Below are 13679 nucleotides of genomic sequence, written 5' to 3' on the forward strand. Positions count from 1 at the left end.
CGCGCCCGGAATACCGCCAAGAAAAACGAGAACACAACCATGATCCTGGATATAGCGGTAGTCATCGTTTACGCCGCCGGCATGCTGCTGCTCGGTTGGTACGGCATGCGCCGGGCGCGCAGTCAGGAAGATTACCTTGTGGCCGGACGCAACCTGGGACCGGCCTTCTACATGGGCACCATGGCCGCCACGGTACTTGGCGGCGCTGCCACCGTGGGCACCGTGCGCCTGGGGTACGTGCATGGCATTTCCGGGTTCTGGCTATGCGCCGCCCTGGGTGCGGGCATCATCGTGCTCAACCTGTTTCTCGCCAAGCCGCTGCTCAAGCTGCGCATCTTCACCGTCACCCAGATCCTCGAACGCCGCTACACGCCCATGGCAAGGCAGGCCAGTGCAGTGGTGATGTTCGCCTATGCGCTGATGATCGCCGTGGTCTCTACCCTGGCCAGCGGAACCGTGCTGCAGGTGTTGTTCGACCTGCCCTTCTGGGTCGCCATCCTCCTTTCCGGCGGCGTGGTGGTGATCTATTCAAGTATCGGCGGCATGTGGTCGCTGACCCTCACCGATATCGTCCAGTTTGTAATCAAGACGGTCGGCCTGATGTTAGTGCTACTGCCGATCTGCCTGCACCGGGTCGGCGGCTGGGACGCGCTGGTGGCGAAGCTACCAGACACCGCCTTCAGCCTCACCACCATCGGCTACGACACCATCCTCACCTACTTCCTGATCTACTTCTTCGGCATCCTCATCGGCCAAGACATCTGGCAGCGCGTGTTCACCGCGCGCAGCGAGAACGTGGCCCGGGTGGCCGGCAGCCTGGCAGGCGTGTACTGCGTGATCTACGGCCTGGTCGGTGCCCTGATCGGCATGTGCGCCAAGGTCCTGCTGCCCGACCTGGCCAACGCCAACAACGCCTTCGCCTCAATCGTGCAAAGCGCTTTGCCCGATGGCATTCGCGGCCTGGTAATCGCCGCCGCACTGGCCGCGATGATGTCCACTGCCAGCGCCGGCCTGCTTGCCGCCTCCACCACGGTGACCGAAGACCTGCTGCCGAAGCTGCGTGGCGGTCGCCCGTCCACCTTGGGCATGGCGCGCACCTTCACCTTTCTCACCGGGCTGGTAGTGCTGGTCATCGCACTGATCGTCAGTGACGTGATCGGCGCCCTGACCCTGGCCTACAACCTGTTGGTCGGCGGCATTCTGATTCCTATGCTCGGCGCCATCTACTGGAAACGCGCCACCACCACCGGCGCAATCGCCAGCATGGTGCTGGGCTGCGGCACGGCACTGGTGTTCATGTTCCGCGATGGGCTGGAAGCCAATACGCCGATCTACTACAGCCTGAGCATCGGCCTGCTCGCCTTCGTGGTGGGCAGCCTGCTGACCCGGCCACAGGCGCGAGCCACGCGCATCGCCTGATGCCTGTCATCGACTTCATGCCAGCGTGCCGGCTCGCAGCAGCCGACACGTCAATATTCAGTAAAAGGAAATTGCCATGACCACTTGTGGAGAATTCCTCGTCGAGCAATTGCAGGCTTGGGGTGTCGACACTGTCTTCGGCATTCCCGGCGTGCATACGGTCGAGCTCTATCGCGGCCTGTCGGGCAGCGGTATTCGCCACGTCACCCCGCGCCACGAACAGGGCGCCGGCTTCATGGCCGACGGCTATGCGCGGGTGAGCGGCAAGCCCGGCGTGTGCTTCATCATCACCGGGCCGGGCATGACCAACATCGCCACCGCCATGGGCCAGGCCTATGCCGACTCCATCCCTATGCTGGTAATCTCCAGCGTCAACGAGCGCGAGCGCCTCGGCTTGGGCCACGGCTACCTGCACGAGTTGCCGAACCAGCGCGCGCTGGTGGCCGGGGTGGCCGCGTTCAGCCATACCCTGATGAGCGTCGAGGAACTGCCCGACGTGCTCGCCCGCGCCTTTGCGGTGTTCGATGGCCAGCGCCCGCGACCGGTACACATCGAATTACCTCTGGACGTGATCACCGCGCCAGCCGACCACCTGAGCGTGCAACCCCGGCCGATCGCTTCACGCCCCGCCCCACCACCCGCACTGATCCAGCAGGCCGCAAACCGTGTGCGCCAGGCGCAAAACCCGCTGTTGCTGATCGGCGGGGGCTGCGTGGAGCAGCCCGAGGCGATACGCCGGCTGGCCGAGGCGCTCGATGCTCCCACCGCACTGACCATCAATGCCAAGGGCCTGCTGCCTTCCGAGCACCCACTGCTGCTTGGCAGCAACCAGTCGCTGCCGCCGGTACGCCAACTGGCACTGAACGCTGATGTGGTACTGGCCATCGGCACCGAGCTGGGCGAGACCGATTACGACGTGGTGTTCGACGGCAACTTCCGCATCGGCGGCGAGCTGATCCGTATCGACATCGACGCCGACCAACTGACTCGGAACCACCAGCCGGCGCTGGCGATCCACAGCGACGCCGGCCTGGCCATCGAGGCGCTGCTCAGCGAACTGCCGCAGCGCATCGACGATGGGCAGAGCCCAGGTGCACAGCGAGCAAGCACGGTTCGCCAGCAACTCGCCGAGCATTTCAGCGGCTGGGCCCACTACCGCCGCCTGTTCGATTGCATCCTTGAGGTATTGCCAACAGCGCGCTTCGTCGGTGACTCGACGCAAACCGTGTACAGCGGCAACCACGTGGTCGAACTGGACGGCCCGCGGCGCTGGTTCAACTCCTCAACCGGCTACGGCACTTTGGGCTACGGCCTGCCAGCGGCGATTGGCGCCAGGCTGGCAGAACCTACACGCCCGGTGATCAGCCTGATGGGCGACGGCGGCATCCAGTTCACCCTGCCTGAGCTGGCCAGCGCTGTAGAGGCGCGGGTCGGCATTGTCGTACTGCTGTGGAACAACCAGGGCTACGGCGAGATCAAGCGCTACATGGAGCGCCGCGACATCACCCCGGTAGGTGTGGATATCTACACACCGGACTTCCTGACCATCGCCCGCGGCTTTGGCTGCCTGGCTGAGCGCGCCCGCGACCACGCACACCTGCAAGCCCTGCTGCGCGAAGCACCGGATGACCGACCGCTGCTCATCGAGCTCGCCGAAGCGCCGCCTTTTGCCCCCTGAATCACTCAGCTTTTCCACCGCGCCCACGCGCGGCCACCGGAGCATGACCATGAACACACCGCATTACATCGCTGGCCGATGGGCCGCTGGCGAAGGCACTGACGTGCTTAGCGTTGCTGACCCGTCCCTTGCCCAGCCTTTCGCCGAACTGCGTGCCGCCAGCACGGCTCAGGTCGACCAGGCCGTGGCTGCCGCCCGTAAGGCGCTGCCCGCCTGGAAAAACAGTTCAGCGGTCGAGCGCGCCCGCTACCTGCGTGGTTTCGCCGAAGCCCTAGCCGAACGGCGCGATGTGCTGATCAAGTTGCAGATGCGCAACAACGGCAAACCGCGCCACGAGGCCGAAGTGGACATCGATGACGCCGTGGCAACCTTCGTCTACTACGCCGATCTCGCCGCAGGCCTGGCAGACCAGCAGAACCGTCCGGTTGCCTTGGCAGCAACGGGCTTCAGCTCACACACACGCCTGGAAGCCATCGGCGTGGTCGGTCTGATCGTGCCTTGGAACTTTCCCTTGGTAACCAGCGCTTGGAAGATCGCCCCGGCCCTGGCAGCCGGTTGCACCCTGGTGCTGAAACCCTCGGAGGTCACCCCGTTGATTGAGCTGGTCTACGGCCAGATCGCCGGAGAACTGGGCTTGCCTGCGGGCGTGCTGAACATTGTCGGCGGCAAGGCAGAGGTTGGCGCAACACTGAGCGCCCATCCTGGGCTGGACAAACTCTCGTTCACCGGCAGCAATGCCGTAGGCAGCCGCGTCATGCACAGCGCTGCCGAACATTGCCGACCGGTGACGCTGGAACTGGGAGGCAAGTCGGCGATCATCGTGTTCGACGACTGCGATATCGACCAGGCCATCGAATGGATCATCGCCGGCATTTGCTGGAACAGCGGGCAGATGTGTTCGGCGACGTCACGCTTGCTGATCCAGAATGGCATCGCCGGTGCACTTCTGCCGCGCCTCGCCGACGCGCTGAATGCCCTGCGCATCGGCAGCCCGCTCGACGAAGAGATCGACATGGGCCCACTGAGCAGCGAAGCACAGTGGCACAAGGTCGGCGAGTACTTCGCCATCGGCCAGCAGGAGCAACTCAACTGCCTTGCGGGCGGCAAGGCCCTGGCGAGACAGGGCTGGTTCGTAGCGCCGACGCTGTATGTCGATGTGCCCACCGACAGCCGTCTCTGGAACGAGGAAATCTTCGGCCCGGTGCTCTGCGCCCGGCGCTTCGATAACGAAGCGCACGCCATCGCTCTGGCCAACGACAGTCGCTTTGGCCTGGTCGCCACCGTGGCCAGCGCCGACCTGCAGCGTGCCGAGCGAGTCGCCGCGGGGCTTGAGGTCGGCCACGTGTGGATCAACTCGATCCAGGCGGTGTTCGTGGAGACCTCTTGGGGGGGTACCAAAGGCAGCGGCATCGGCCGAGAACTCGGTCCCTGGGGACTCGCCGCCTATCAGTCGGTCAAACACGTAACCCGCCGTTTCAGCTGAGCCTCTGCAACCTTCTCGCGGACGAAGGTCTGGCTCTCCGTGTAAACGTGCGCCCTATTTTTTTGATTCGTACGTGAGCTGCGAGGATGGCCAGGTGCCCCGCAATTCCCGGAGAGCCAACGTCGGCCTGTGTTACCCACATGGCTAGCTGATGATGAGGCGTAAAAAAACCCCGCCGAAGCAGGGTTTTCGTTTACACCTTTTTTACTGCTGCGTCGTAGACCTCGTCATCACGCCGGGCGCCTACGCACACGAGGATGATTTCGGTGCTGTTGATGCGGTAGACGATACGTACATCGCCTGTACAAATCCGGCGGTAACCGGCCAGCGGTCCGCGCAAGGCCTTGCTGATCTTGTCGGGCTCACCCTCGGCAATACGCTCGCGTATGACCTTCAGGACTCTTTTGGCTTCAGCACTGCCCAGCATTTTGAGGTCTGTCTCTACCAGTGAATGAAACCGAACAGTCCAGTTCTTCATCGTCATTGCCTATTTGAACCGGGCCTCCATGTCTTCGAGGCTCACGGTAACGTTGTTGTCGAGGCTGGGCGGGCGCTCGATGGCAAGCAGTTCAGAACGCAGATCTTCGAGCTCGTCCTGCAGGGCTTGGTAGGTCTCGATGCCAACCAGCACGGCGGCCGGCTCGTTGTCTTTGAAGATCACCAGGTGCGAGATGTCGCCGCTAGAGCCTGGGTATTGGGGTCGGTATCACTCAGTCTGCCGAAATGCGAATGGCTGATCGCAGTCAGCGTGCCCCGCTTGGTCTTGCCCAGATGCCGGGCCTTTTCGACTTCGATCAGGTAGCGATCGATCATGTCTTTGACGCGGACACCTGTGCGGCAGAGACGCTCGATGGCGCCAGATTGATCCAGCTTTGATTCACGCTTCCGAATCCAAGCCCGCGCAGCCTGTTTTCGCACGAACGACTGGGTCTCTTGATAGACTTGCACCCCGTCACGTTTTATACGGATCTGAGCGGTGTAGCGAACGCTTCCGTCCGCCCGTTTTCGCACTCGAATAGTGGCCATGGCTAAAGTGGTAAAAGTCATTGATGAGGTGGTAAAACTTACCACTCACTTTGCGAAAACGGCTGAAAACGCCCATAAATGGTAAGAAATACGTAAGCCAAAATGTTACCGAAATCAGCCTCAAACCCGCGCAGCACAAGCCCTGAGCCCTCCCGCCGCTTCAGCGTTGCCCCCATGATGGATTGGACCGACCGCCACTGTCGCTACTTCCTGCGTCTGCTCTCGCGCCACACCCTGCTCTATACCGAAATGGTCACCACCGGCGCCCTGCTCAACGGCGATCACGAGCGCTTCCTACGCTACGACGACGCCGAGCACCCGATTGCGCTGCAGCTGGGCGGCAGCACACCGGCGGATCTGGCGGCGTGCGCGCGTATGGCGCAGACGCACGGTTACGACGAGGTCAACCTGAACGTGGGCTGCCCCAGCGACCGCGTGCAGAACAACATGATCGGTGCCTGCCTGATGGCGCACCCGGCGCTGGTGGCTGATTGCGTCAAGGCAATGCGCGATGCGGTGTCCATTCCGGTCACGGTCAAGCACCGCATTGGTATCAATGGCCGCGACAGCTATGACGAGTTATGCGATTTCGTTGGGCAGGTGCAGGAGGCTGGCTGCCGCAGTTTCACCGTGCACGCGCGGATCGCCATCCTCGAAGGCCTGTCGCCCAAGGAAAACCGTGACATTCCGCCGTTGCGCTATGACATAGCCGAGCGCCTGAAGGGGGATTTTCCCGACCTGGAAGTCATACTCAATGGCGGCATCAAGACCTTGGACGCCTGCGCCGAGCATTTGCAGACCTTCGACGGTGTAATGCTGGGCCGCGAGGCCTATCACAACCCCTACCTTTTGGCGCAGGTGGACCAGCAGTTGTTCGGCAGCGACGCGCCAGTGATCAGTCGCTTCGATGCCTTGCGCCAGATGCGTCCGTACATTGCTGCGCATATTGCTTCTGGGGGTGCCATGCACCATGTCACGCGGCACATGCTCGGGTTGGGTACGGGCTTTCCCGGTGCGCGCAAGTTTCGCCAGCTGCTGTCGGTGGACATACACAAGACCGATGATCCGCTGGCCTTGCTCGACCAGGCCGGTGCATTGCTTGAAGGGCGCTGATCGCCCAACGGTGCGCCCATGCCTCGCATGAGGCGCATACTGACTCCATTGAACCGTCGTGCGGCGCGGCACTCGAACGTAGGTCTCCCCCGCCGCCCCCTGCTGCATCCCTTGGCCCTTGAGCCAGACGCAGCGCTCGGGTAACGTCATCCATTCGCACAGGACAGAGCACGCACATGACTTCCAAGCTGGAACAACTCAAGCAAATGACCACAGTCGTCGCCGACACCGGCGACTTCGACGCAATCTCCAAGCTCAAGCCAGTCGATGCCACCACCAACCCGTCGCTGCTACTCAAGGCGGCGTCGCTGGAAGGCTACAAGGACATGCTGCGCAAGACCATCAGCGACAGCAAAGGCGATGTCGGCCTGGCATCGGACACGTTCTCGGTCGCCGTGGGCACCGGCATCCTCAAGGCCATCCCAGGCCGCATCTCCACCGAAGTGGACGCGCGTTTGTCTTTCGATGAGCAGGCGTTGCTAGCCAAAGCCAGCCAGATCATCGATCTGTACGAAAAAGCCGGCGTAGGCCGCGACCGCGTATTGATCAAGCTGGCATCCACCTGGGAAGGCATCCGTGCCGCCGAGAAACTGGAAAAGGCTGGCATCCAGTGCAACCTGACGCTGCTGTTTTCTTTCGCCCAAGCTCAGGCATGCGCCGATGCCGGCGTGTTCCTGATCTCGCCGTTCGTAGGCCGCATCTACGACTGGTACAAGAAGTCCACCGGCGAGGAATACATCGGTTCCGATGATCCGGGCGTGCAGTCGGTGACGCGCATCTACAACTACTACAAGGCCAACGGCTACGACACCGTGGTCATGGGTGCCAGCTTCCGCAACATCAATCAGATCGAACAACTAGCCGGCTGCGATCGCCTGACCATCAGCCCAGAGTTGCTGCACAAGCTGGCGGAAGACCAGGGCACCTTGGAGCGCAAGCTCCAGCCAGGCAACGCTGGAGAGCCAAAGCAAATCTTGACCGAAGCTCAGTTCCGCTGGGCCTCCAACGAAGACGCAATGGCCACTGAGAAGCTGGCCGAAGGTATTCGTCAGTTCGCTCGCGATCAGGAAAAGCTCGAGATCCTGCTCACCGACAAAGTGTCCTGATTCAAAATCGGCTGTAAACGAAAAAGGCGACCAATAGGTCGCCTTTTTTGCTGCCGCAGCAATCGTTCGGAACGTCAGCTGCGCTCGAGTGCGTTGACCAGATCGTGGAAAGCTTCGCGGTTGGACTCGTTCAAGCCCATGAGAATCTTGTGCGCTTCCAGCACTTTGGACCTGACCACGTCTTCGGAAAGATCCTGCGATGGCAGATCGGTCAGGCAGTCAGGACACGGGATCGGACGGCCGACGATATTGAACACCTGGTCGAAACCCATGGACTGCAGCAGGCGCGTGATGTCTTCGTGGGTCGTGACCACGGTGGGCAGCAAACCGACTTTTTGACGGGACATGATCGACAGTTTGGCCAGCAGGCCGAGGGTGGTGCTGTCGATGCTGCGGGTCTCGGTCAGGTCGATGACGATGGCCGAAAAATCCAGGGCAGTGAAGATCCGCTCGATAGTCGCATCCAACGCCGAGCAGAGCGTCAGGCGCACCTCGCCCACGAATTTCAACACGAACGTGCCGCTTTGTTCAGCAAACTGGATTCTACCAGTACTCATGCAAGGTTCCTGCTCAGCACCATCAGGGCGATATCATCCGGCATCTCCCCGAGTGTGGCCAGTCCAAACTTTTGCTGCAAGCCTTCCAGGCTGCCGCCCGCTGCACTGACGATTTCAGGCAATGCAGCTTCTTTTTCCTTCAACGTCTCACCGGGCAGCAGGTCCAGTATCCCGTCTGAAAACAGGGTAAGGCTGAATCGCTCCGGTAACGCCATGACATGATCGGTGTAGGTGGCTTCGTTGAACAGGCCCACCGGCAGCCCACGCCCTTGCAGGTAGTGCGTCTGCTCGGGGGTGTACAACACGGGGAGCGGCAGATGCCCGCCGATGCTGTAGGTCAGCAGCCCTGTGTGCTCATCGATCACGCCGCCAACCATGGTGACATGCTTGCCCAGACGGGTGTTGATCAAACCACGATTGATATGGCCCAACACGTCCGATGGCTTGAACTCAGGCATCGAACCACCCCGTCTTGATTCGAACATGAGGCGGGTGGTCATGAATTTCAACAGCACGGTCACGAATGCCGATGAAGCGCCGTGACCGGATACGTCGGCCAGGTAAAACGCCACACGGTGCTCATCGACCCTGAAGTAGTCGACGAAATCGCCCGACAGGTACAGCGACGGAATGATCTGGTGTTCGAAACTGAAACCGTCGGTGCTCCATGGGCTCTGCGGCAGCATGTTCATCTGCACCTGCCGACCGGCAGTCTGGTCCTCCTGCAGCAAGTGCAGGCTGGCTTCGAGCTCACGGTTCGCCGTTTCCAGCTTCTCGCGGTAGCGACGGTTCTCCAACAGCAGCCGCGAGCGATCCAGGGCACGGCGCACCGAGTGCTCCAGAACGGCCAGGTCTTCGAGGGGCTTTATCAGGTAGTCGGCGGCGCCCAGGCGCAGCGCCTCGACGGCATCGTTCATCACCCCGGCACCCGACAGCACGATGACCGGAATATCGGGGGACAACTCGGTCACCTGGCGAATCAACTCGAGGCCGCCCACTTGCGGCATGCGCAGGTCGCAGATGACCAGATCGGGCTGTTGTTGCTCGAATACCTGGAGACCCTGCAGACCATTGTTGGCCTGCAGCACGCTGAAGCTGCTGTCTTCGAGGTAGGCCGCAAGGCTTGCGCGTACCACATCGTCGTCATCGATGATCAGCAGCGTTGCACTGGTTTTCTGCATGTGGGCAAACGGCGCCAGAAATTGGTTGTCGTAAGTAGGTCAGCAAAGTAAACCTGGCGAAGACAGCAATGGATCGCCTACCTTTACTTCTAGCCTCTCGCAGAGGCGAATACAAGCGCTGGGTGCCCTGTGCATGCGGATGCAGAGGTGCCTTGTAAGGCGCAGACGGTACTCCCATCCGGCAAGCGTTTCAAGGGTGTTGCGACACGGGCTAGCATGGGCCGTCCAGCAAATTACCCCAGGTTATAAGAACGTCAACCATAGCAACCAGATCGAAGGACTAACCATGAGCCACAGTGATCGTGACTACAGTGAGAAACGTGATTTCATCCGCATGACCGTGGATGCGAAAGTCGACCTGCGGGTTGGCGACGTTGTTGTTCCCGCCGTATGCAAGGATCTTTCGAGCACCGGTATGCAGTTGGAAGCCCGAACCCAGTTGCAGGTTGGGGACCAGGTCGGCGTCCATTTGCCTTCGAACCACCCTACGCTCAGCGACCTGAACGTTCAGGCCGAGGTGATACGGGTGGAGCATTCGGAGCAGGACGGCATGCAGATAGTAGGGCTTCATACGCTCAGCATGGATTGAACGCAGAGCATGAAAAAGGGCGACCCTCGGGTCGCCCTTTTTCATGCCTGGTTACAATTAAAAATCGTCTTCAACTTCACCGTCTTTGACGCGGAATTCACGGTTCTGCAGATAGGCGTTACGCAGGAAGATGTACTTGTCGCCGTTGATGAGCTTCTCGGCCGACAGCAAGCTGGCACGAGTGTCGATCACGTTCACGCCCAGCGTCGTGTTGCGGGTCGGTACATGGTCGATGTAGCGGTAAGGCGAGGTGTAGGTGTCAGGGTACTTGGCGAAGGCATCGCGGACGGTGCTTGGGCCAAGCAGTGGTAGAACCACGTAAGGTCCGCTGCTCACGCCCCAGTAGCCCAGCGTCTGACCAAAGTCTTCGTCGCTGCGCTGCAGGCCCATTTTGGTGCCCACATCGAAGAAGCCGAACAACCCGAACGTGGTATTGAAAATCAACCGCGCCGTGTCGGTGCCCGCTGCCGCCGGTTTGAGCTGCATGACGTTGTTGGCCAGGTTGCCGACGTCGCCGATGTTGCTGAACACGTTATGGATGCCGTCTTCCAGAAACTGCGGCGTGACCCATTGGTAGCCTTGGGCCAAGGGCTTCAGCGCGTAAGTATCCAAGGTATCGTTGACCCGGAAGATCGCACGGTTGACCGGCTCCCATGGATCTTCTTCGGCGGCCTGGGCAACCACGGGTGCTACGGCAAGTCCCAGGAGCAGACAGGCTCCAGCCACTCGGTCGATCACAGCTGAACCGGTCAGACGCATACACGTTACTCCTTGAGATACGATTCGGCCGCATGCGACCGCCCACAAAATGTGGCCCAGTATAAAGCGTCCAGGCCGGATTAGGCAGTACGGGTATATCGCAGGCCTGCCGCTCGACGCTGAACGTACCCATGCCAGACTTCCTGGCGGGCCCCAAGTTCATTCATCGGCGTGTTCGCACCCACATCGAGCATGAATCCACCGGGGCGATACGGACCTTTGATCACCCCCTGCGGTCCATGTAAGTGCCTATCACTCAAGGAGAACGTCATGCCAGCCCGCGAACTGCAAGAACAGCTCGATCAACTGAGCGAGCAACTGGAAAAGAACCAGACGCTGTCGCTCGAGGAGCGCGAAGACATGCGCGCTTTGATGGAACAGATCAAGGCGCGCATGGAATTGGAGAACGCCACGGCTGACCCTTCGGTCGCCGACAGCGTCAACCTGGCCGTGGAGCGCTTCGAAGTGGATCATCCTGGCGTTGCCGGAGCCTTGCGCAACATCGTGCAGACCCTCGGCAATATCGGCATCTGATGAATGCACGGTTGCAGCCGCGTACACCTGCGGCTGCCAGATTGGCCGGCCTACTGCCGCACGAGCCGATCGTTGGCGATGTGCATCGCTTCGGTACTGCGATACGGGTTGATGTCCAGGCCGCCCCGCCGTACATAGCGGGCAAACACCGTCAGTTTTTCAGGCTGTACGAGCCGCTGCAGGTCCGTGAAAATCCGTTCCACGCATTGCTCGTGGAAGTCCGAGTGCTGGCGGAAGCTGACCAGGTAGGCCAGCACACTGGCATGGTCCAGCGCCGCGCCGCTGTAGGTGATGCATACGCTGCCCCAGTCAGGCTGGCTGGTGACCGGACAATTTGACCGCAGCAGGTGACTGTGCAAAGTCTCGTTCACCGCCTTGGCTGGATCGCAGCGCAGCAGCTCGGGCTGCGGGTGATCGTAACTGCTGACCGTGATATCCAAATCATCGATGCATACCCCCGGCAGCCTGACCACGCCCTCGGCCTCCACCTCCTCCAGCCGGCGCACCCTGACGCCCACCGGTTTGCCCGCTGCGCCGGAAAGGTCCTGCACCAACACCGCCTGAAGATCGTCCACCGAGGCAAACGCTGTCTGATTCAGCGAGTTGAGGTACAGCTTGAACGACTTGGACTCGATGATGTTCGGCGAGTCCGCCGGAATGGTGAATTCGCCGATGGCCACCACTGGCTTGCCTGAAGGCAGCAGCCAGGACAGCTCGAAGCAGTTCCAGACGTCCACACCGGTGTAGGGCAGTGTCTCGGCGCTCAAGCCCAGCTCGGCCCATTTCGCGGCGCGGGGAATGGGGAACAGCAAGGAAGGTGTGTAGGTGGAAACGTACTCGCTGGACTTGCCCAGGGGAGAATGTTCGGCTGCGGGATGCATGAAATAAACCTGACTGAATGAACGTCGCCAGTCTAGCGAATTTGCCGCCGCCCTGCATGGCAACGGCCGCACGGTCGCAAAACCGTACGGCGGTCGCCTGGGGTCACTCGTAGCGCAGTGCGTGGGCAGGTTCGATCTGCGAAGCCCGATACGCCGGGTAGATCGTTGCGAGGAAGCTTAGCACCAGCCCCGCCCCGCAGATCAGCATCACATCGCCCGCCTGCAACTCGGAGGGCAAATTGCTGATGAAGTACACATCCGAAGTGAAGATGTGCTGGCCGCTGATTCGCTCCACCCAACCGACGATGGCGCTAACGTTGATTGCGGCGATTACGCCCAGTACCCCGCCGATCACGGTGCCGGCCACGCCGATCACGGTACCCTGGACCATGAAGATGCCCATGATCTGCCGGGGCGTGGCGCCAATGGTGCGCAGGATGGCGATATCGGCGCCCTTGTCGTTCACTACCATGATCAAGGTGGCGATGATGTTGAACGCCGCCACCGCGACGATCATCAGCAACAGCAGGCCGATCATGGTCTTTTCCATTTTCATGGCGCTGAACAGGCTGCCCTGGGTATGGGTCCAGTCGTCCGCCTTGTAGCCTGCGCCCAGGTCTCGGACGATGGCGGCACTGACTTCAGGCGCGGTGTAGAGGTCCTTGAGCTTGAGACGCACGCTCTGCACCTGACCCGGCTGCCAGCGCTGCATCTCGGCTGCATCCGCGGCGTTGATCAGACCCATGGAGCCATCGAGTTCGGCGCCGACCTTGAACACACCGACCACGTTCAGGCGCTGCATGCGCGGGGTGATGCCACCCGGCGCAGTGCTGACTTCCGGAACGATGAGGGTGATCTTGTCGCCTACGTTCAGGCGGAAGCGTCTGGCCGTGATCTCACCGACGACCACGCCGAACTCGCCGGGCTTGAGGTCGTCCAGGCGCCCCTGAACGATGTGATCGGCGACGATAGACACTTCACCTTCGCGCGCCGGATCGACACCGCTGATCTGGATCGGCTGCATCATGCCCTTGTACGAGAGCATGCCGTCGAGCTCGGTGAACGGCACGGCCGCCAGCACCTCGGGGTTTTTCATGGCGGCGGCAGCCACCGGCCGCCAGTCGTCCAGCGGTTTCACGCCCTGGATCATGGCATGGGGCACCATGCCCAGAATGCGTGAGCTCATTTCGCGCTGGAAGCCGTTCATTACCGACAACACCACGATCATCGCCAGCACGCCCAGGGCAAGGCCGATCATCGACGTCATGGAGATGAACGAAATGAAGTTCTTGCGCCGCTTGGCGCGGGTATAGCGCAAGCCGACGAAGATTGACAAGGGTCTGAACATGCAGA

General features: G+C 61.2%; 14 protein-coding genes and 1 pseudogene. 7 read left to right on the top strand and 8 right to left on the bottom strand.

All coding sequences use genetic code 11. The features are described from left to right. The first annotated feature begins 39 nt into the window (after window positions 1-39). The 3 genes from LT40_RS12015 to LT40_RS12025 all read left to right on the top strand — a co-directional run bounded on the left by LT40_RS12015 (window position 40) and on the right by LT40_RS12025 (window position 4580). Window positions 40-1419 carry a sodium:solute symporter family protein gene (locus LT40_RS12015; protein WP_043190351.1) on the top strand — a complete coding sequence of 460 codons (1380 nt, stop codon included), beginning with the start codon at window positions 40-42 and terminating at the stop codon, window positions 1417-1419. A 76-nt stretch (window positions 1420-1495) separates the two neighbouring features. Further along, window positions 1496-3097 (top strand): 5-guanidino-2-oxopentanoate decarboxylase, encoded by a 1602-nt coding sequence (locus LT40_RS12020; protein WP_043190354.1) that lies wholly within the window; start codon window positions 1496-1498, stop codon window positions 3095-3097. Between the two features lie 49 nt (window positions 3098-3146). Continuing rightward, window positions 3147-4580 (top strand): aldehyde dehydrogenase family protein, encoded by a 1434-nt coding sequence (locus tag LT40_RS12025; protein WP_043190357.1) that lies wholly within the window; start codon window positions 3147-3149, stop codon window positions 4578-4580. Between the two features lie 193 nt (window positions 4581-4773). Here the strand turns inward: LT40_RS12025 and LT40_RS12030 are convergent, their stop codons facing one another. The 3 genes and pseudogenes from LT40_RS12030 to LT40_RS12040 form a co-directional block, all read right to left on the bottom strand. Next, entirely contained in the window at window positions 4774-5058 is a 285-nt protein-coding gene (locus LT40_RS12030) for a type II toxin-antitoxin system RelE family toxin (protein WP_043190360.1), read from the bottom strand. Window positions 5059-5067: 9 nt separating this feature from the next. After that, window positions 5068-5241: a Phd-YefM gene (locus LT40_RS12035; RefSeq protein ID WP_052393416.1), complete on the bottom strand. Its 174-nt coding sequence runs from the start codon at window positions 5239-5241 to the stop codon at window positions 5068-5070. Between the two features lie 20 nt (window positions 5242-5261). After that, window positions 5262-5606, bottom strand: a pseudogene (locus LT40_RS12040) (site-specific integrase); the annotation flags it as partial. 102 nt (window positions 5607-5708) lie between these two features. Here LT40_RS12040 and dusA point away from each other — a divergent pair. Together dusA and tal are read left to right on the top strand one after the other, a co-directional pair. Further along, window positions 5709-6719 carry a tRNA dihydrouridine(20/20a) synthase DusA gene (gene dusA / locus LT40_RS12045; protein WP_043190366.1) on the top strand — a complete coding sequence of 337 codons (1011 nt, stop codon included), beginning with the start codon at window positions 5709-5711 and terminating at the stop codon, window positions 6717-6719. A 176-nt stretch (window positions 6720-6895) separates the two neighbouring features. Next, window positions 6896-7825 carry a transaldolase gene (tal, locus tag LT40_RS12050; RefSeq protein WP_043190369.1) on the top strand — a complete coding sequence of 310 codons (930 nt, stop codon included), beginning with the start codon at window positions 6896-6898 and terminating at the stop codon, window positions 7823-7825. A 74-nt stretch (window positions 7826-7899) separates the two neighbouring features. Here tal and rssC read toward each other — a convergent pair whose 3' ends face one another. Beyond that, complete coding sequence (rssC, locus tag LT40_RS12055; protein ID WP_043190372.1) at window positions 7900-8382, bottom strand: anti-sigma factor antagonist RssC; 483 nt, start codon at window positions 8380-8382, stop codon at window positions 7900-7902. Beyond that, complete coding sequence (gene rssB / locus LT40_RS12060; protein ID WP_043190375.1) at window positions 8379-9563, bottom strand: two-component system response regulator RssB; 1185 nt, start codon at window positions 9561-9563, stop codon at window positions 8379-8381. Before rssB ends, rssC begins: the two co-directional genes overlap by 4 nt. A gap of 286 nt (window positions 9564-9849) precedes the next feature. Between rssB and LT40_RS12065 the strand changes: the two genes are divergently transcribed. Then, window positions 9850-10152, top strand: coding sequence for a PilZ domain-containing protein (locus LT40_RS12065; RefSeq protein ID WP_043190378.1), 303 nt, complete (start codon window positions 9850-9852; stop codon window positions 10150-10152). A 57-nt stretch (window positions 10153-10209) separates the two neighbouring features. Here LT40_RS12065 and LT40_RS12070 read toward each other — a convergent pair whose 3' ends face one another. Beyond that, complete coding sequence (locus LT40_RS12070) at window positions 10210-10911, bottom strand: MlaA family lipoprotein (RefSeq protein WP_043190381.1); 702 nt, start codon at window positions 10909-10911, stop codon at window positions 10210-10212. Window positions 10912-11181: 270 nt separating this feature from the next. On the opposite strand from LT40_RS12070, the gene LT40_RS12075 reads away from it, so the two are divergent. After that, a complete protein-coding gene (locus tag LT40_RS12075) occupies window positions 11182-11445 on the top strand; it encodes a DUF4404 family protein (protein ID WP_043190383.1) in 264 nt (87 codons plus the stop codon). Between the two features lie 50 nt (window positions 11446-11495). Here LT40_RS12075 and queF read toward each other — a convergent pair whose 3' ends face one another. Continuing rightward, window positions 11496-12326, bottom strand: coding sequence for an NADPH-dependent 7-cyano-7-deazaguanine reductase QueF (gene queF, locus LT40_RS12080; protein ID WP_043190385.1), 831 nt, complete (start codon window positions 12324-12326; stop codon window positions 11496-11498). 103 nt (window positions 12327-12429) lie between these two features. Further along, a complete protein-coding gene (locus LT40_RS12085; protein WP_043190386.1) occupies window positions 12430-13674 on the bottom strand; it encodes a lipoprotein-releasing ABC transporter permease subunit in 1245 nt (414 codons plus the stop codon). Between the last annotated feature and the right edge of the window lie 5 nt (window positions 13675-13679).

This window comes from Pseudomonas rhizosphaerae, from assembly GCF_000761155.1.
GTDB lineage: Bacteria > Pseudomonadota > Gammaproteobacteria > Pseudomonadales > Pseudomonadaceae > Aquipseudomonas > Aquipseudomonas rhizosphaerae.